Annotated in this window: 16 protein-coding genes and 1 riboswitch; of the genes, 7 read left to right on the forward strand and 9 right to left on the reverse strand. The window is 57.7% G+C overall.

The genetic code is table 11. The features are described 5' to 3' along the window. The first annotated feature begins 79 nt into the window (after positions 1–79). Positions 80–1858: an aryl-sulfate sulfotransferase gene (locus JS530_RS05315; RefSeq protein ID WP_214376157.1), complete on the forward strand. Its 1779-nt coding sequence runs from the start codon at positions 80–82 to the stop codon at positions 1856–1858. 82 nt (positions 1859–1940) lie between these two features. On the opposite strand, the gene JS530_RS05320 is transcribed toward JS530_RS05315, so the two are convergent. The 3 genes from JS530_RS05320 to ppgK form a co-directional block, all read right to left on the reverse strand. Beyond that, the gene (locus JS530_RS05320; RefSeq protein ID WP_214376158.1) at positions 1941–2732 is read right to left on the reverse strand and encodes an ATP-binding cassette domain-containing protein; all 792 of its coding nucleotides are present in this window, start codon (positions 2730–2732) and stop codon (positions 1941–1943) included. 75 nt (positions 2733–2807) lie between these two features. Beyond that, complete coding sequence (locus JS530_RS05325) at positions 2808–4025, reverse strand: pyridoxal phosphate-dependent aminotransferase (protein ID WP_214376159.1); 1218 nt, start codon at positions 4023–4025, stop codon at positions 2808–2810. A 299-nt stretch (positions 4026–4324) separates the two neighbouring features. Continuing rightward, the gene (gene ppgK, locus JS530_RS05330) at positions 4325–5092 is read right to left on the reverse strand and encodes a polyphosphate--glucose phosphotransferase (RefSeq protein WP_214376160.1); all 768 of its coding nucleotides are present in this window, start codon (positions 5090–5092) and stop codon (positions 4325–4327) included. 239 nt (positions 5093–5331) lie between these two features. Between ppgK and JS530_RS05335 the strand changes: the two genes are divergently transcribed. Beyond that, on the forward strand, positions 5332–6117 hold the full coding sequence (locus JS530_RS05335; RefSeq protein WP_214376161.1) for a nitroreductase family protein: 786 nt from the start codon (positions 5332–5334) through the stop codon (positions 6115–6117). 52 nt (positions 6118–6169) lie between these two features. On the opposite strand, the gene JS530_RS05340 is transcribed toward JS530_RS05335, so the two are convergent. After that, positions 6170–7183 (reverse strand): glycosyltransferase family 2 protein, encoded by a 1014-nt coding sequence (locus JS530_RS05340; protein WP_214376162.1) that lies wholly within the window; start codon positions 7181–7183, stop codon positions 6170–6172. A 175-nt stretch (positions 7184–7358) separates the two neighbouring features. Next, positions 7359–7513: riboswitch (FMN riboswitch) on the forward strand. Positions 7514–7519: 6 nt separating this feature from the next. Between JS530_RS05340 and JS530_RS05345 the strand changes: the two genes are divergently transcribed. The 4 genes from JS530_RS05345 (at position 7520) to JS530_RS05360 (ending at position 12106) form a co-directional block, all read left to right on the forward strand. Continuing rightward, entirely contained in the window at positions 7520–8167 is a 648-nt protein-coding gene (locus JS530_RS05345; RefSeq protein ID WP_214376163.1) for an ECF transporter S component, read from the forward strand. Between the two features lie 207 nt (positions 8168–8374). Continuing rightward, positions 8375–10705 (forward strand): energy-coupling factor transporter ATPase, encoded by a 2331-nt coding sequence (locus JS530_RS05350; RefSeq protein ID WP_214376164.1) that lies wholly within the window; start codon positions 8375–8377, stop codon positions 10703–10705. A 67-nt stretch (positions 10706–10772) separates the two neighbouring features. Continuing rightward, positions 10773–11078: a YhbY family RNA-binding protein gene (locus JS530_RS05355; RefSeq protein WP_214376165.1), complete on the forward strand. Its 306-nt coding sequence runs from the start codon at positions 10773–10775 to the stop codon at positions 11076–11078. Between the two features lie 230 nt (positions 11079–11308). After that, positions 11309–12106: a TM2 domain-containing protein gene (locus JS530_RS05360; RefSeq protein ID WP_240541103.1), complete on the forward strand. Its 798-nt coding sequence runs from the start codon at positions 11309–11311 to the stop codon at positions 12104–12106. Positions 12107–12142: 36 nt separating this feature from the next. Here JS530_RS05360 and JS530_RS05365 read toward each other — a convergent pair whose 3' ends face one another. Continuing rightward, complete coding sequence (locus JS530_RS05365; protein ID WP_214376166.1) at positions 12143–12460, reverse strand: hypothetical protein; 318 nt, start codon at positions 12458–12460, stop codon at positions 12143–12145. Positions 12461–12504: 44 nt separating this feature from the next. On the opposite strand from JS530_RS05365, the gene JS530_RS05370 reads away from it, so the two are divergent. Next, a complete protein-coding gene (locus tag JS530_RS05370) occupies positions 12505–12927 on the forward strand; it encodes a glycerophosphodiester phosphodiesterase (protein ID WP_214376167.1) in 423 nt (140 codons plus the stop codon). 118 nt (positions 12928–13045) lie between these two features. On the opposite strand, the gene JS530_RS05375 is transcribed toward JS530_RS05370, so the two are convergent. From JS530_RS05375 to fruF, 4 genes are all read right to left on the reverse strand, one after another. Continuing rightward, on the reverse strand, positions 13046–14032 hold the full coding sequence (locus JS530_RS05375; RefSeq protein ID WP_214376168.1) for a D-2-hydroxyacid dehydrogenase: 987 nt from the start codon (positions 14030–14032) through the stop codon (positions 13046–13048). Positions 14033–14103: 71 nt separating this feature from the next. After that, positions 14104–15567: an MFS transporter gene (locus JS530_RS05380; protein WP_214376169.1), complete on the reverse strand. Its 1464-nt coding sequence runs from the start codon at positions 15565–15567 to the stop codon at positions 14104–14106. Between the two features lie 410 nt (positions 15568–15977). Continuing rightward, the gene (gene fruG, locus JS530_RS05385; protein ID WP_214376170.1) at positions 15978–16997 is read right to left on the reverse strand and encodes a fructose ABC transporter permease FruG; all 1020 of its coding nucleotides are present in this window, start codon (positions 16995–16997) and stop codon (positions 15978–15980) included. After that, positions 16994–18064 carry a fructose ABC transporter permease FruF gene (gene fruF / locus JS530_RS05390; RefSeq protein ID WP_214376171.1) on the reverse strand — a complete coding sequence of 357 codons (1071 nt, stop codon included), beginning with the start codon at positions 18062–18064 and terminating at the stop codon, positions 16994–16996. The genes fruG and fruF overlap by 4 nt, the downstream gene beginning before the upstream one ends. Position 18065: the final 1 nt, after the last annotated feature.

The following is an 18065-nucleotide window of genomic DNA, read 5'->3' on the forward strand; positions in this document are numbered from 1 at the left end:
CCCCTGATTTCTCCAAGTCTCACGCCATAATGTAACCGGTGTTGTTCACTGTCTACATTGACGTATCGTAAGGTTTTTCATGTCCAGTTCCGTACGCGCCCGTTTATTCAAAATATCCGCAGCCATTATCACTATCGCCATCGCGGTAGGCCTGTGCCTGTTCTACCGGGATGATGTCAGCGCGGCCATCAAGCAGCGCCGCGTAGAGCGACTGAACGCCCAGGTGGAAAACATCTATACCACCGACTACCAGACCATGATGGATGAGCAGCTCACCAAGGAGCGCGACAGCAAGACGCGCACGGTGGACGACATCTACACCAAGGTGAACCCGTATGGCACCAATACCACGTCCATGTACGTGTATTTCACCACCGATACTGCATCCACGGTGAGCTACACGGTTTCCGCGGACGGCTACCCGGATTACACGGCCACCGCCGTGACCAGCGATGAGGCCGCCACCACGATTCGCAAGGCCATCAACGCCTCCGAATCCTCCACCGGCAATACGCTGAGCCCCAGCGCTTCGGATGAGGATTCCGTGGTATCCACCGTATCCGAGGATTCGCTGGCATCCACTACGCACGAGTTCCTGGTCCTCGGCCTCATTCCCCAGGTAAAGAACACCGTGACCTTGACCATCACCGCCACCGATGGCACGAAGACTACCCGTACCATCACCAAGAACGGTCCGAAGCTGCTCGGCAGTGAGGAAGTCAAGCTGAACGAAACGGTAACCCCGGATTCCTCCACGCTCGGCGAGCTCGGCAATGGCCTGTACGCCATTCTGGGCAATGATTCCAACGAGCAGGACTTCATGTACTACTACGATGCGAACGGCATCCTGCGCGGCGAAGTGCCGGTGCTCTACTACCGCTCCCATCGACTGCTGTTCGATAACAATGGTCTGATGTGGCTGTCCGCATCCACGAAGAACTTCGTGGCCATGAACCGACTTGGCAAGATCGTCAAGAACATCGACCTGGGTAACCGCTTTATTCTGCACCATGATTACGCGCTCGACTCCGACGGCAATATCGTGTCGTTGGCCACCGATTTGCAGCGCAGCGACCACGCTGTGCAGGATCAGGTGATCAAGGTGGATACCAGCACCGGCAAGGTGAGTCTATTGGTTGATTTTGGCGAACTGTTCGCCGACTACAAATCCACCACCGACCACTCCGGCATCGATGAATCCGATCCGACCGCCAAGAACCGTTGGGATTGGATTCACTTCAATACGATTCAGCTGATGGATGATGGTTCCGCGCTGCTGTCCGCCCGTGAAACATCCACCATGATCAAGATCAACGACATTGAAGGCACGCCAAAGCTGGACTATATGATTGGCGAGCCGAGCGTGTGGGATGGCACCAGCGAACAGGATTCCTTCCTGAACAAGGTAGGTGATTTCGGCGATACCGGCGGCCAGCATTCCATCACCGTCCAGTATGATTCCACATTGCCGGCCGGCCAGTATTACGTGTACCTGTTCGATAACAACTTCGGTTATGCCATGACCCGTCCGGACTTCGATTGGACGGTGATCGACGGCATCTCCACCGCGCAATCCTCCAAGGATGAGAACTCGAACTCCCAGTTCCGCAAGTATCTGGTGGATGAGCAGGCCGGCACCTACACCGAAGTGCAGTCGTTCGATGTGCCGTATTCCCCGTATGTCTCCTCCGCGCAGGAGCTTTCCGACGACCTCAACCTCGTGGATACCGGCATGCAGGGCGTGTTCGGCGTGTACGACGACAACGGCCAGCTCAAAGCCCAGTACACGATGAACCTGTCCACCGCGTACATCTACCGCGTCTACCAGTACGGTTTCCGCGGCTTCTACTTCGCGTAACACTTATGGCTCCCCTTGTCAGGGGAGCTGGCCCGCGAAGCGGGACTGAGAGGTAGTCACCTACTTAAGCCAGCACAAGTGATTAATTCCCCTTCTTCGCCGCCTCATACTTACGGCGAATCAGATCCTCATAGAATGCCACGGCATCGTGAGGCGTGCCATCGAATACGACCGTGTGCTCATCCAATACGAGTGCACGGTCGATGGCATATTCGGGCTTGCAAATCATATCCGTATCGTGCGTGGCGATAATCACCTGTTTGTCGTAGCTGAACAAGGCTTTGGCCACTTGTGCCGTACCAATCTCATCCAGGCCTTTGCTGGGCTCGTCCGCCACGATGACGCTCGGTTCAAAACTCAGGGCTGCGGCAATGGCCAGCATGTGGCGCTTGAGTGAGTCAAGCTCACTGGCTTTGGCGCGCGCAACCTGCGCCAAATCGAAATGCGCGAAGAGATTGCCGATGCGTGCTTGACGCTCCCCTTCGGCGATCTTGTGCTTTTTCAGCGCTTCGGACACCGCTTCGGAGATGTTCTTGGCCCGATAGAAGGCGTTCGGGATTTCCTCACGGCGTACAATGCCCACCAAATCATTGATACGTTTGGCATCTTTCTTCACGCTTGGGTCGAGACGCTCCTCGCCGCCTTCCACGTGAACCGTTCCGGCCGTGGCTTTCAACGTGCCATCCAGCAAGCCTAGCAATGTGGATTTGCCGGCGCCATTGAGTCCGATAACCGCCACACGCTGCTCGCTGATGGTCAGCGTGGTTGGCGCGAGACCCAATTGGCCGTCGTCATAGGTATGACCAGCCTGATCGAGGCGAAACGTCAACGATTGCGGGCGTGGCAACGCCTTGGACTTGAAAAAAAATCCCATAGCGCCCATTGTATGCCGCTGAAGCCACTCACTGATTCATCATCGCGAAAAACGTGAACGGATTTCCGTGTTTTCTCAAGCTTCCAACTGTGCGCAGACTTCCTCGAGAATCGCCCGCACATTGCGCTCAAACTCCTCTGGCTCCGGTAACAGGGATATGGCCAGATAACCGTTGACGGTCATATCGAAGAAATAGCCGGGCTGTCCGGTAAGACGGTGATGCGCGATTAGGCCAAGCACCAACGCGTTTTCATCAATGACTGACGGCACACGCAACAACACATTCCAACCGCCCTCCGCACGCAGTACGCTGACCAAGCCGTTCGGGTCGGCGGCAAGCAACGCATGAAGGCGCGCAAGGTTGCCACGCACACGTTCCCGCACCGTGGCGGTCTGCTGAGGCGCGGCTTGCAGCAATGCCGGAATCTTTTCAGCGATGATGTCGCTCATCGGCAGATAATCGTCGGCGATGACGTCCAGTCGACGCTTGGCTTCGGCTACATCGGCTGCCGGACCGGAAACCTGAATCCATCCGACTTTGGCGTGCGGGGCTGCCAGCATCTTGGAAAAGCCGTCGAGCGCAAAGGTCAATACGCCGCTCTCGCCGGCGAGTCTGGCATTGCCGGCAAACGGCTCAAGATCGTAGTCATAGAAGACTTCGTCGGCGATCAGGGCGATGCCATGCCGACTGCACAGTTCCACAATGGATTTGCGTTCGGATGGCTTCACATACGAGCCGGAAGGATTATTCGGATTGATCAGTACCAAAGCGCGAATACGCTCGCCTTGGGAATCAGCAAGCATTGCTTCAAGCGATGCCGTGTCGATGAACCAGGAGCCGTCGAACTGCAACTGGTATTCCACGGTATGCACGCCTTCGAGCCGTGCGATCGATTCGATCAGCGGGTAGCCGGGCTTGGGGGCCAGTACTGCGTCGCCCGGATCGCAGAGCAACTTCATCAGCCAGGAATAGGCTTCCGACGTGGAGCTCAGGATGTACAGGTCGTCGGCATCGACCGGTCGCACAGCATCAACAGCATCAGCAGCATCAACAGCATGCAAAGTCGGTCCGCCGTTGGTAAGAAACGCCGCCAATGCTTCGCGGGCGGCTTTCGGTCCGCGTGGATCAGCCGTGTATACGCTCGGCACCAATGCCGGTGCCAGCGCATGCCTCGTGGGGTTGGAATCATTGAGTTTGCCAAGCGTGATGCCTTGCGCTTTGGCTTGGGCTTCGGCGGCGGCAATAGGATTCGGAGTGCTGATATCAACTCGGGACGAGAAATGCACGGTCATAGGCTCCCACCTTAGAACCCGCCCCACCCTATCGTGTGATTGGACCGTTGCGTGCGACGCAATCCCCGGAATCCAGCGAAAAACAGCACAAAAGAGCCTCTTCTACGACGGATTCCCCGGAATCCAGCACCACAAGCCCCTCTACGCGACGGATTCCCCGGAATCCGTCGAAAAAGCAGCAAAAAAGAGCCTCGTAACGACGTATTCACAGGAATCCGTCGTTACGAGGCTTATTGTGCACGTTGTTGCAGCCTGCTACGAGGTTACCGGTCAGTAGACTGCTTTCCGAGCGGGTGCAATCACTGCTGCTTGGTGCTGGCGTAGTAGGCGGCGCCTACGATGCCGGCCTGGTTACGCAGCTTGGCGGGCACAATCGGCGTCTTGATATCCACGTAGGGCAGGAACTTCTCGCTCACACGGCTCACGCCGCCGCCCACGGTGAACAGGTCGGGGTTGAAGTACTTTTCCATCAGCCCGTAGTACTTGGTCAGACGCTTGGCCCACTTCTTGTAGCCAAGATCCTCGTTCTCGCGCACGGCGGAGGAGGCGTACTTTTCGGCATCGAGATGCTTGGCGCTCAGGATGATGTGACCCAGCTCGGTGTTCGGAATCAACTGGCCGTTGTAGATCAGCGCGGTACCGATGCCAGTGCCCAGCGTAGTGGCGATAACCAAGCCGTCCTGGCCCTTGGCGGCACCGAACTGTACTTCGGCGAGGCCTGCGGCATCAGCATCGTTGACCACCACAACCGGACGTCCGCACGCTTCGGAGAAGACCTCAGTCACGTCCACGCCAATCCAGGATTGGTCAAGGTTGGCCATGAAGTCCAGCTTCTGACCGGGCTTGATCGGAGCGGGGAAGGCGATGCCCACCGGAGCGGATTCCGGCACCTCGAAGTGGTCCAGCTGCTGCTTGACGATGGCAGCCACAGCCTTAGGCGTGGAAACCTCAGGGGTCAGAATCTTCAGACGAGGCTCAGCAAAATCGCCCTTGGTCAAATCAACCGGGGCGGCCTTGATGCCGGATCCGCCAATGTCAACGCCAAAAGCCTGTGCGGTTTCAATCATCGTTGACCTTCCTTTCGTGTGAGACGAGGAATCACTTTGCCATAAGTGTAACGCGCGCCAAGGCACACGCCAAAGATTGCCGCCACGGTTTGCAACCGTATGCATCGACTACGTAGTGCCGCCGTAGTCATTATCAGCCCATCAGCAGTCGCCGTCCGGTTTGAAAAAGCCAAGACACGCTAGGCGAAACACGTCTGATGCAACCGCAGCTTGCCATATCCGAGGGTGATAATGAAGGTATGGCAGAACATAACCAACTTATTGATGCGATTAACATTCGTACCGCTGTGCGCGCCTATGACGACGAGCCAATCGATGACGATGCGGCACGACAGCTTGACATGGCATTGCAGCCGGTCAATCTGCTCGGCAATCTCAATCTTCAGCTTGTGCTGAATCAACCGCAGGTGTTCGCCGAAGCCAATGCTTCCGGCCATCTGACCGGCGCCGCGAACTATCTGGCTTTGGTGGCGCCCAAGGATGACGATCAGGCCAAGGAGCGCGCCGGCTTCTATGCCGAACGCGTGGTGCTCACGGCTACGTTGCGCGGACTGGGCACGCTCTGGGTGGCTGGCTCATGGGATAAGGCCGAGGCAGCCAAGCATTGCCGCATCGGCAACGATGAGGAACTGCTGCTGGGCGTGGTGATCGGCCATCCGAAGAATCGCCTTGCCTACCAGTCCATGACCTATGAGGAGCTTTGCGAGCGCCAGCGCACCCACCGTTCAACGAAGACGTTCGAGCAGTTCACCGCCCTGATGAGCGATGACGAGCGAGCGGCGGCGCCGGACTGGTTCAAGGCCGGTGTCGAAGCGGCGATGAAGGCGCCGAGCGCCATGAACCGTCAGCCGATCACGTTCTCCTACAATCCGGATGATGATACGGCTGCCGCACATATCGATACCAGTGCGGGAGATGAGCATCATGCGCTGAACGACCTCGGCATCGCCAAACTGCACTTCCAGATTGGCGCCGGTCAAGGCCAATGGGCGTGGGGCGACGGCGGCCTGTTCATTCACAAATAAGATTCACAAATAAGCAGTAAAAAAGCTCCCTCAATGAGGGAGCTTTTTCTGTTTATTCCAGCGGAGGCATCGGCTTCCACTCGGGGTCATGCAGCAGCTTGCGTGAATCCCACCAGCCCTGGGCGATCTTCACCAAGCCGGTCTTCACATGTTCACGGTCGACCATCACCAGTCGAATCACTTCCTTGACTGCGGTCAGGAACGTGCCGAAGCCGAAGATCAGCGGGTGGAAATCACCGTACGTCATGAAGTATCGGGCCATGTAGCCGCGATTGCGCATGATGTGGTAGCGGTTCATATCGGACGTGGAGTTGAGCTGGCGTACGCCTGCGATATCCCAGTTGCCGATTTCACGGGTGCGGCGCAGAATCACATCCGGCACCACAATCGGGTTGGTGACCTTGCTGGCGCGGTAGCCGTACATCGTGTCATCCCAGTAGATGAAGAATCGCGGGTCCGGCAGACCGATGGCCTTGACCACGCGGCGGTTGAACAAGCCGCCTTCGAAGCATAGCGTGTTCATCACACGGTAGCCGGCCGGACCGAATGCCGCCGGGGCAATCGGGTTCGGAATGCCCAACGCTACCTTGAAATCGTACTGCCAGTAGAACGGGCCGCCATCATAGTCGAAGCGGGAACCCTGAATCACCTCATGCTTGTCGGTCCACTTGGCAAGCTTGCCGATGGCATCCGGCAACACAGCCACATCATCATCCATCACCCAGAACCATTCGGCACCAAGCTCATACGCCTTCTTCACACCGGCGGAGAACCCGCCGGCACCGCCCAGGTTCTCGGTTTGCGGGGCATACACCACGCGCTCCTCATTGCCGGAAAGGTCAGGAACCGTGGTACCCCACTGGCCGGTGACCTTGGCAGCCAGATCGTTGACCATGTCCGCGGTCTGATCGGAATGCTCGTTGTCCACGATGATGATGCGCCAAGGAGCCTGCTCCAAGGCGAGAATCGAATCGAAGAGCACTTCAAGCAGCTGCTGACGCTTGTAGGTGGTCACGATCAAGGCAAGTTTGTTGATGGTTCGCTGTACGGCATGCTTTTGACTCATAGATGCCATTCTATGCACAGCCGCTCCCCCAAATCCCTCAACGGTGTTTGCAAGCGTTTGCAACCGCGTACCAACGCTCTTCGAGGCCAGCACATCCCATGCGGCATCCGCGGCATCTTCCGCCGATAATGAAATCCGATTTGCATATGACTGCACCATGGCGTATGAATATCTTCGTTAGTTTCAGGGAAGGTGCAATTCCTTACTGGCGGTGATTCTGCTCCCCACGTTTCATTCTGGGGAATGCAGATCAGCCCGCGACCCGCGAAAGCGGCTGATTCGGTGAGATTCCGAGGCCAACGGTTACAGTCCGGATGGAAGAAACGAGGAGCTCTCATGAGCATGTCTTCGCATATTCGCATGCAGTTTGTCCGTTCTATCGCGCCCGAAGCACAGGGTGCCGGCTCGTCCGCCGCCGCGGATGCCAAGCTGGGCTCGCATTCCACCGGTGTGGCGGATTCCGGCCGCTGGTCGACTCGTCGTATCGCCATGTACGCCTTGTTCGTGGCCTTGGCCATGGTCACCAGCTTCATTGAATTCCCCATCACCCCGGTGGCTTGGCTGAAGTACGATCCGTCTGGCATCGTGTGCCTGATCGCCGGCTTCGCCTATGGCCCGTCCGCCGCCATCATCGTCTCCGTGCTGGGCTTCGTACCGCACATGTTCGCCGATCCGTGGGGTTCGCTGATGGCCGTGCTCGTGGCACTGTGCCTGTCCGTGCCTGCTTCGCTGATCTACCGTAAGATCCGCTCCCGCAAGGGCGCTGCCCTGGGCATTGTGGTGGGTGCCGTACTGGCTATCGTGGCCGCATTGCTCGGCAACCTGGTGATTACGCCGATCTATGCGCACATGTCGTACGCTGCCGTCGCCGCGATGATTCTGCCGATTCTGCTGCCGTTCAATCTGGCGAAGATGGCGATTCACGCTGTGGTGACCTTCCTGATCTACAAGCCGATTTCCAACCTGCTCGCCAAGCAGCAGTGAGCGTCGGGGATAATCCCCCTAAAAATACCGAAAACAGACACTAAGTATGCGGGCAAACCAACAGCTCGCATACTTAGTGTCTTTTCGATGCCTCAAACAGACACTATGTATGCGAGCCCCTCGTTCGGGCGCATACATAGTGACGATTTCATTCCACTCTCCGCAACAACCGGAGCCGATTAGCCCATTGCATAACGAATGAGTATCATGCCAGACAATCCGCACGAAGCCCCCACCCCAGCAGCCAAGCTCAGCCATATTCGATTCAGCTATGACCATGGCGCAACCTGGGCGTTGGATGATGTGTCATTGACCATCAATAGCGGTGAACGAATTTGCCTGATTGGTCCCAATGGATCTGGTAAATCCACCTTGGCCAAGCTTATCGCCGGATTAAGCGCACCGGATGATGGCAGCATCATCCTGCTCAATCATGCGGTTTATACCGCGCAAGGTGGTCCGAATGCCAGCGAATACAGGGCGGCGCGGCGCGGCATCGGCATGGTATTGCAAAACCCCGAGGATCAGCTCGTCACTACGGTGCTCGAGGATGATGTGGCTTTTGGCCCGGAAAACCTCGGCATTGTCCATGCGCAGATCGGCGAGCGCATCACGTCGAGTCTTGCCGCGGTGGGGCTTGACTCACACCGCGGCTCGGATCCCACGCGTATGAGCGGTGGACAGCAGCAGCGTGCGGCTATCGCCGGCATGCTGGCCATGAATCCTGCGATGCTGGTGCTCGACGAGCCTACGGCGATGCTGGATGCCACTGCGCGAGCCGAAGTCATGACGGTGCTGGATGCATTGCATGCTCAAGGCACCACTATCGTGCATGTGACGCATCATCCGGATGAGACGGTGAACGCCGACCGTATTGTGCACATGGAGCATGGGCGCATCGTGCGCATCGCGGATCCCTATGATCAGCCGTGCCTGGAACCGACCGTCTCCGCTGCGATGGCCGGGAACACGGCATTGCTTCCGGGCGCTGATTTGCCGCTCTTGGGCGAACAGGCATTGCAGGCGGATGATACGCACAGTACTCCCGCTATTCGCGTGGAGCATCTGCGCTACCGGTATGGTTCCGGTCGCACGGTGATTCGTGATCTGTCATTCCATGTTGCCCAAGGTGAGACGCTCGCCATCATGGGTGCCAATGGATCAGGCAAATCCACGCTGGCCAAACTGTTGTGCGCATTGGGCAAGCCTTCCGCCGGTTCTATCGAGGTGGACGGCATCCCGGTTGCCAGCGCCAATAAGCATTCCGGCAAGCCACGGTTCGCATCCCGCAAGCAGCTTGCCCAGTTGCGCAGGAGCGTCGGCTATGTGATGCAGCATCCCGAACATCAGCTGTTCGCGGATACCGTTGCCGAGGATGTGGCGTACGGTCCCCGCAATCAGCATGTGACTGAGACGGAAGTCGCCGAGCGTGTGCAGACGGCCTTGGAGGCCTTGCACATCGCGCACTTGGCGGACCGCTCCCCCTTTGATTTGTCCGGCGGCCAACAGCGACTTGTAGCCATCGCCGGCGTGGTGGCTTGCAATCCTTCCGTGCTGGTGATGGATGAGCCGACGGCAAGTCTCGACGTGCGAGCCAAGGCACGTATCCACGAACTGATTCGCGCCTTGCGAGCCAAGGGCGTGACCATGGTGATGATCACCCATGATCGCGCCGAGGCGTTCGCATTGGCGGATCGCGTGGTACAGATGCCCGACGAGCATGAAACAACGCGTGAAACATCACAGTCCAACCAGGTTGCAGCAACAACCCAGCCGATGCGTCATCGCTCGCTCATGCACCGGCTTGATCCGCGCGTGAAAATGGTGGGAATTCTGGCCGCCATGTTCACCATGTTCGCGGTCAACACCCCGGTGCAGCTTGCCGTTGGCGCAGCATTGACGCTTGGTATCATCGCCGCCGCCAGAATCAATCCAATCCGACTGTTGCAGTCGATTCATCCGATTCTGGCGTTGCTTGTGCTGATGAGCCTCACCAATCTCATTGTGGTGCGTACCGGCACTCCATTGGTGAGCGCAGGCCCGCTGTCGATTACCGCGGACGGCGTGATGATTGCCGTACTGTACTCATGCCGATTTGCTTTGGTCATTATTCTTGGCGCGGTATTCCTCAACACCACCACGCCGACCGCCATGACCGACGCCTTTGCGGCACTGTTGCATCCGCTCTCCCGACTCGGCGTGCACACTCAGGAAATCGCATTGGTGATGAGCCTGGCGTTGCGATTCATTCCCACATTGACCGGCGAGACGACCTCGATCATCCATGCGCAGGCGGCTCGCGGCGGCTCGGTGGAAACCGGATCGCTTGCGCAACGCGTCAAAGCGTTAAGCGCCATTATCGTACCGGTATTCGCGGGCACCCTGCGCCATGCGGATAATCTGAGCCTGGCTCTGGATGCCCGCTGCTATGAGGAAGGCATCACTCGTACGCATTGGCGCGTCTTCTCCCCCGGTTTGCGCGATGCCGTATTCGCCGTGATCATCGCCGTCTATATTGCGGCCATTGTGCTGCTGTAGCACCGACTCGTGCATTTCCCGCCCCACGGCTATGCTCAAGTGGTTACACGAAAGATAAGGAAGACTCATGGCATTGACCAAAAAGCAAATCAAGCAGCTGCGCGCGCTGGCCAATTCATTGAAGCCGCTGTTCTATGTGGGCAAGAATGATTTGACCGAGGCGGCAATCAAGCAGGCTGACGAAACCATCGAGAAGCATGAGCTCATCAAGTGCGCCGTGCAGGATGGATCTGGACTGACCGCCAAGGAGGCAGCCGAGGAGCTCGCCGAGCAGCTGGGGGCCGAAGTGGTGCAGTCCATCGGCAATCGTTTCGTCATCTACCGCGCATCCAAGCGTGAGGATGTGGAGCATATCAAGCTCGTACGCGATTAATTCATGATGCAACACGCCGGCTCAGACCGGGTGGAACACGCGCGACCATAGCAGACGGCCGGTAGACCAAAGTCAATGAAGACATGCGTCTGCCAGCCGTTTTTCATACCCATTCGGCACTGTGTTGCGCTCTTCGCTCATTCAGTTGTTCCCCTTATGGACAAAACGTGAGAAAATGAATAGCAATGACGCGTACCAAGCCACGTCAATTCACTTCGAGAAGGGACCCAATGATGAGTGACGCTCAGCAACCTTATGCTCCTGTCAATCCAGAACCCACGGCACCCGCACCGGATTACACGCAACCATCCGCTCCGGTGACCGATTACACGCAGCCGTCTGCGGCGGAACCGCAAAACCCGGAAACCCCGTTCACCCCGGAATCATCAGCTACTCCGGCGGCTCCAGAAGCTCCAGCCACACCGAATCCCACCGCCAACGCCTTTACGCAATCGCAGCCTGCCGATGCCTATGGTCAGACACCGTATGGCCAGCCGGCAGCGGCACCGCAACAGCCGCAGCAGCCGACGTACGGTCAGCCGCAGCAGCCCCAGCAACCGGCAGCATATGGCCAGCCGCAGTATGGCCAGCCGGCCGGTGCACCAGCCTCTCCGTACACGCAACCGTATGCTCAACCGCAGTATCAGCAGCCTGCCGGCGCACCACCGTATGCTCAGCAGCCTAACCCGTACACCCAGCCGCAATATGGTCAGCCGCAGTACGGGGCGCCCCAATATGGCGCACCGCAGTACGGCGCTCCACAGTATGGCGCCGGCTACTCATCCAAGTCCAAGCTGGCGGCCGGTCTGCTCGGCATCTTCCTGGGCGCATTCGGTGTGCATAACTTCTATCTCGGCAACACCGCCAAGGCCGTAATCCAGCTCCTGCTTACGCTGGTTGGCTGGATTCTTATTGTCGGCCCGCTCGTGTCTTCCGTCTGGGGACTTGTGGAAGGCATTCTGATTCTGACGAGCCGTTACGGCTCTCCATGGCATCAGGATGCCAACGGTCAGGAACTGACCGACTAACCGGCTGACCTACGCGGGTGCTTCGGATCATTCGAATCACCCGCGTGCATTGCGTGCGCCACCGCCGTGACGACACGCCGACCATGTTCGCTGCAATGCGGGCATGGTCTTTTTTATGTCTTCTTCCACCGCAATAACGAACATTTTCTTTGTTCGCTTTTGCAAAAAGTAAACAGGGAATATCGCGGACGCACAGAACGCCCCAAATAGGTTACCAGCACGTGAATACCTGATTAAACGGCTATTTTCCGCCATTTTCAGTGATACTGTTAGGAACCAGCACAAACCAATGTGCACATCCTTACTCATCAGAGTCAGGATGACAGATGTGCGTTTCACTACGTAATTGAACATTTCTTGATTCATTACGAGCATGGCATGGCAACGAAAGGACCATCATGGCGGAAGAAGAAAAAGTCATCGTCGTAGACCCGGATATGTTCGGCAAGGATGCGGCATCGAAGACCGCTAAGGCCAACGAAGTGGCCAAGAGCTTCGGCATCAGCGATCAGGCACTTGATGAGGTGGAGTATTTCAAGTCTCAGCTGACCAACCATAATGCATGGGGACTGCCCTTCATGGGTTATGTCAATGAGGATGGCTACGGATACGCCTATGTTCCGGATGCCGCCATCACCCATAACCCATACTGGGACGCGCACAAGGCGTTCCTTGCGCTGCCTGAGGATGTGCAGACCGCCTTCGCGATTCGTATGCTGTTCACTCACCGTCCGGTGGATCGCTATGGCGCCGCCATGTTCCTGCACTATCAGCGTGGTTTCAAGGTTGATTTTGAAGGACTCGGCGCCAACAAGTACTGATTCAAGGATTTGATTCCGATCAGCTGATCGCTCACCAGTCAATCCCATAACGCGTGTGGCCCGCAAGACGATGATGTCTTGCGGGCCACACGCATCAGGACGTGATCGCTCCCAGTCTCTATCGGCGTGCCAGATTGATGAGTTCCTGCTGCCTGGCGTACCGGGACACATTGGTCTGCGCAATCTGGATGATGCGCTCGGAAGTCTCCTCCAGATGATTGCCACCGGCCACATGCGGGGTGATCAGGCAGCGTGGCTCATCCCACAACGGACTCGTTTGCGGCAAAGGTTCCGGTTCGGTCACATCCAAACCGGCTCCATGGATACGCCCCTCGTGCAGTGCTTCAGCCAAGGCATCCGGATCGATGGCATCGCCGCGGCCGGCGTTGATCACGATGGCGGTTTCTTTCATGCGTTCCAGACGATGGGCATCCAACAGATGATGGGTTTGCGGCGAGCGCGGCACGGCAAGCGCCACGACATCCGCCAATGGCAGCAGTGCGTCCAATCGTTCGAAACCGTACATTTTCTCAATGCCCTTGGCGGGAACATCGGCGTGACGGCGCACGCCAAACGTACGCATGCCTACGCCCTGCGCCAGCTGTGCAAAATGCGAACCGATATCGCCGGCTCCAATGATCAGCGCAATGCCGCCTTCCGGGCTCAGTACCGGACCGGCATCCTGCCAACGATGCGCGCTCTGATGGGCGGCATACTGGTTGATGTTCTTCATCAGCGCCCACATCATGGCGAACATATGCTCGGAAACGGACTGTCCGTAAGCCCCGGACGCATTGGTGACCATGGTGCCACGCGGCAACACGCCTTCTTTCAGGTACGCGTCCACGCCGGCACTGAAGGTCTGCAACCATTCGAGGCGCGGGAATCGCGCAGCCTCGCTGGGCGGGAAGTTGCCGATCACGGCCGTGGCCTTGGCACTGAGTTCATCCGGAATGTTCACCGGCCACACCATATCGGTACGATGCGCGGCACTCCCCACAAACTCCTGCGGCACACCATACGCGGCTTTGATGAAAGCCTGTTGCTCCATTGCGGTGAGTGGCAGGCAGTTGACAATGAGCTTATGCGTATTCTCGATTCCCATGGCCACCAACCTAGGCCGCGGGGCGGATAAAAAATGGCTCCCCTTGAGTGGGGGAGCCAGAGCAACCATGTCTATCGGCGGGACGCACGGATTCGGAATGCTATAGCCAAGCAGCTCCAGCCGATGATGCAGATCACGATCATCGTGGCGAACGTCCACGCACCGCCTACCGCCGTGGCGTGGGCAAACTCAGGCGTACCCTCCGCTCCGGCACCGGACTGTGCCACGGAAAGAATCGTGGAGAACAGTGCAGTACCCGCCGCGCCACCGAATTGCAGACAGGTGTTGAAGATGGCGTTGCCGTCTGGACGGAACTCATGCGGCACACCGCTTAATCCGCTGGTCATGATGTTGGCGGCACCTACGGCGTAGAAGAAACCGAAGATGAAGTAGAAGCCGCAGAGGAGGCCTGCCGTCAGATGCATCGAGAAGATGAGCATCAGCACCGGCCCCACAATGGCGATGCCGATGGGGATCAGAATCGGTTTGACCGCACCGAAACGGTCATAAAGCCAGCCGCCGATCGGTGCGCACACCGCGCCAATCAATGCGCCCGGCAGCACCAAGGATCCTGCCACGAATGCGCTGGTGCCGAGTGCCAATTGGGAAACATTGGTGATCACATAACCGTAGCCAATGGCCACCAAAGGCAGTACCAAGTATGCAATAACGTGCAAGAGCACCACCGGATCGCGCAAAATCCCCAGACGCAGCAGCGGCGAGAAGGCCTTCTTTGAGCTCAATGCAAACAGCATGAGCGCACCTAAACCAATGATCAGGCTCACCACCGCAATCACACCGGACTTGACTGCATTCTGACCAGAGACTGCGGCACTGATGGCCACACCTCCCTGGTTCAGTGCCAGCACCAAACCAACCAATGCCAAAACAATGGATCCGAGTTGAATCGGATCAAGGAATGCAGCCTCGGTAGGAACCTTCTGCTCAATGCATTTGATACCGATGAACGAAGCGATCAGCACCAACGGAATCACAATCACGAAAATAGCCCGCCATGGCAGGATGGTGGTCACCGCACCGCCCACGGTCGGGCCGATGGCCGGTGCCACGGTGATGACCAGGGAGCCGACGCCCATCAGTCGACCGATTTTTGAGCGAGGCGATTGCTCCAGAATGATATTGACCATCAGTGGCGTGGCGATACCGGAGCCAATGCCCTGAATGATGCGGGCCACAATCAGTAGTGGGAACGCGTTGGCGACAATCATGATCAGGGAGCCAACGATAGCCAGCACCACTGCGGTAAGGAAAATGCCTTTCAATGGGAAACGACGCTTCAGGAAGGAGCTAATCGGCATCGTCGCGGCCACAGACAAGAGATAAATCGTGGTGATCCACTGCACAGTGGCGGTATCCACATGGAATTCGCGCATCAGCGAGGGGAAGAGCACGGTCATCACCGTTTCGGTCAGAATGCCGATGAAGGCCAGCGATCCCACGGCCACAATAGCGCCAATGAGTTTAAGCGGGATCCTCTCGGTATCAAGTGCGCGTGTCTGCTCGGTTTCGGGCATAGGAAAGCTCCTCTACGTCTTTGGTGTAACAAAGTGGAATATCAGGTTTACCAACCGGCGTATGTGTCTCTACGCACCATCTGATAGGACCGGCAACAGGTTCCGATGATGCGTCCCGTTTTATAGCCAACTCGTATTGTAAGGCCGTAGCCGGACGCGTTTGCATATTCAGCGTGGTAGGCCGCGCATGGCAGGCCAATACCGTTTTACGCACAACGACGTGTGGGGCGCGGCTCGGAAATCCGAACTGCGCCCCACACGTCGATGAAAGGAAGAAAAGAAAAAGGAGAAAGATTGTGGTGTCCGCTCCGGCTGCAACCACTCCCCCTGTTCTGCGGCGAACGAATGGAAAGCGATTGCAACCGGAGCACACCTCTTCAGTTATTGTTCAGTTATGTGATTGCGAGGGCCTATTTTTTCTCCCCGACTGCCATCACGGCGCGCTGCAGCACCACGAAGACGAGGATCATGAGGCCGACCACGATGGTGGTCCATTCTGCCGGCACACCGAAGTCGGAGGTGAGCGGGTCGAGGATGGAGCGGACCAGAGCGCCGAGCACGGAACCGAGCACGTAGCCGAAGCCACCGGTGATGATTGTACCGCCAATAACCACGGAGGCCACTGCGTCAAGCTCCCAGCCCACACCAACGGTGTTCTTTGCGGAACCGATGTTGGCGGTGTACACGATGGAGGCCAGAGCCGCGAGGATTGCGGAGGTCAGGTAGATGGTGTACTGGGTGCGCTTGACCGGCAGACCCATCAGCTCAGCGGAGGAGCGGGAGCCACCGATGGCGTAGATGGTACGACCGGTGCGGGTGTGGTGCAGGAAGATGTAGCCGTAGATCACAACAACCAGAGCGATGATCACGCCGACATTGAAGGACAGATCGTTGGAGATCTTCGGGTTATCGATGATCTTGATCTCGTTGGCGATGAATGCGAAGTTGTTGTTATCCGGGAAGGTCAGGGAGTCGGTGGAGATGATGGAGGCAATACCGCGGGCCAGGAACATCGTGGACAGGGTCGCGATGAACGGCTGCATGTTGAATTCCTCAATCAGCGTGCCGGCCAGAAGACCGAACACAGCACCGATCAGCAGCATGATGACCATGACCAGGACGGCCGGGACACCGGCGTTGGCCAGCTTCAGACCGACGACTGCGGTGATTGCCACGATGGCGCCGACCGACAGATCGATACCACCGGTCAGAATCGGCAGTGTCATAGCCACAGCCAGGATGATCAGGTAGGCGTGGTCGATGAACAGGGAGGAGACGAAGCCCAGTCGGATGTAGGTGCCGAAAAGTGCCTGTCCCATGATGATCATCAGGAGGAAGATCACCACGGCCGCGAGGGTCGGAATCATCTGACGATCGAGCTTGAAGCTCTTCTTAGGATGCGTTACCTTGTTTGCCGTAGCTGTTGTCATGCTGCCACCGCCTTAGCTTGAGCCTTGAGCGCGCGCTTGCGTTTCATTGCCGCACCCAAGTTGTGGATCTTAGGAGCCTGCATCACGCAGATCACGATCACGACGACGGCGAAGAAGGCCGGGGTTGCTTCGGCGTTGATGCCGAGGGTGATGATGGTCTTGCGGATCATGGCGATAATCACGGCGCCGACAGCGGAGCCGGCGAGGGAGAACTTACCACCGAGCAGCGAAGTGCCGCCGATGACGACTGCCAGAATGGCGTACATTTCGAGGTCCTGACCGGTCTTGACCACGTCGACGCGCATCACGGATGCGGTGGCGAACAGACCAGCGATGGCCGCAAGGAAGCCGGAGACCGCGTAGACGAGGAAGAGGATCTTCTTCGGCTTGATACCGGTCATACGGGAGGCTTCCTGATTGATGCCGACGGCCTCGATCATCATGCCCATTGCGGTCTTGCGGCACAGCAGGCCGACCAAGATCACAATGACCACGGCGATGACGAAGTTGGCGGGGATGCCGAGAATGAAGCCGTTGGCAATCCACTTCAGTGGTTCGTTGCCGGCGACGGCGGAGGCGTCGGTGTTCTCACCGGAGGTAATCACCTTGGCGATACCACGGCCGGCGAGCATCATGATCAGGGTGGTGATGAACGGCTGCAGGCCGAGCAGGGAGACCAGAGCGCCGTTGACGCAGCCGATGACCAGGCCGACGGCCAGAGCGATCAAGATGGAGACCCACACGTTCACGCCGTTGGAGAGGGACTGCATGGCGGCGGCGCCGGCCACTGCCATCACGGAACCGACGGAAAGGTCGATGCCTGCGGTGGAGATGACCAGGGTCATGCCGGTTGCGATCATCAGGTATCGGGCGGATTCCTGAAGCATGGTGATCAGCGGGCCAGCCAGACCGCCGGTGTTGCTGTTCCAGCTCAGTGCCAGGAAGTCATGCTGGAAGATGGTGCAGATGACGATCAGCAGGATGAATGCCACGATGGACCAGGTCAGGTTGTTGCTCAGCAGCTTCTTCACGAGAGCGTTGCCTTCTTCTTTTGCCTTTTCAGCCATC

The sequence above is a fragment of the Bifidobacterium colobi genome (assembly GCF_018555455.1).
Taxonomy (GTDB): Bacteria; Actinomycetota; Actinomycetes; order Actinomycetales; family Bifidobacteriaceae; genus Bifidobacterium; species Bifidobacterium colobi.

What these genes read in the sequence shown, in the direction of transcription:
- JS530_RS05360 (WP_240541103.1), top strand. Translation starts at nt 11,309, where the DNA reads ATGATGAGTGACGCTCAGCAACCTTATGCTCCTGTCAATCCAGAACCC.
- JS530_RS05320 (WP_214376158.1), bottom strand. Translation starts at nt 2,732, where the DNA reads ATGGGATTTTTTTTCAAGTCCAAGGCGTTGCCACGCCCGCAATCGTTG.
- JS530_RS05380 (WP_214376169.1), bottom strand. Translation starts at nt 15,567, where the DNA reads ATGCCCGAAACCGAGCAGACACGCGCACTTGATACCGAGAGGATCCCG.
- JS530_RS05335 (WP_214376161.1), top strand. Translation starts at nt 5,332, where the DNA reads ATGGCAGAACATAACCAACTTATTGATGCGATTAACATTCGTACCGCT.
- JS530_RS05365 (WP_214376166.1), bottom strand. Translation starts at nt 12,460, where the DNA reads ATGTTCAATTACGTAGTGAAACGCACATCTGTCATCCTGACTCTGATG.
- JS530_RS05345 (WP_214376163.1), top strand. Translation starts at nt 7,520, where the DNA reads ATGAGCATGTCTTCGCATATTCGCATGCAGTTTGTCCGTTCTATCGCG.
- ppgK (WP_214376160.1), bottom strand. Translation starts at nt 5,092, where the DNA reads ATGATTGAAACCGCACAGGCTTTTGGCGTTGACATTGGCGGATCCGGC.
- JS530_RS05325 (WP_214376159.1), bottom strand. Translation starts at nt 4,025, where the DNA reads ATGACCGTGCATTTCTCGTCCCGAGTTGATATCAGCACTCCGAATCCT.
- JS530_RS05375 (WP_214376168.1), bottom strand. Translation starts at nt 14,032, where the DNA reads ATGGGAATCGAGAATACGCATAAGCTCATTGTCAACTGCCTGCCACTC.
- fruF (WP_214376171.1), bottom strand. Translation starts at nt 18,064, where the DNA reads ATGGCTGAAAAGGCAAAAGAAGAAGGCAACGCTCTCGTGAAGAAGCTG.
- JS530_RS05370 (WP_214376167.1), top strand. Translation starts at nt 12,505, where the DNA reads ATGGCGGAAGAAGAAAAAGTCATCGTCGTAGACCCGGATATGTTCGGC.
- JS530_RS05340 (WP_214376162.1), bottom strand. Translation starts at nt 7,183, where the DNA reads ATGAGTCAAAAGCATGCCGTACAGCGAACCATCAACAAACTTGCCTTG.
- JS530_RS05350 (WP_214376164.1), top strand. Translation starts at nt 8,375, where the DNA reads ATGCCAGACAATCCGCACGAAGCCCCCACCCCAGCAGCCAAGCTCAGC.
- JS530_RS05355 (WP_214376165.1), top strand. Translation starts at nt 10,773, where the DNA reads ATGGCATTGACCAAAAAGCAAATCAAGCAGCTGCGCGCGCTGGCCAAT.
- fruG (WP_214376170.1), bottom strand. Translation starts at nt 16,997, where the DNA reads ATGACAACAGCTACGGCAAACAAGGTAACGCATCCTAAGAAGAGCTTC.
- JS530_RS05315 (WP_214376157.1), top strand. Translation starts at nt 80, where the DNA reads ATGTCCAGTTCCGTACGCGCCCGTTTATTCAAAATATCCGCAGCCATT.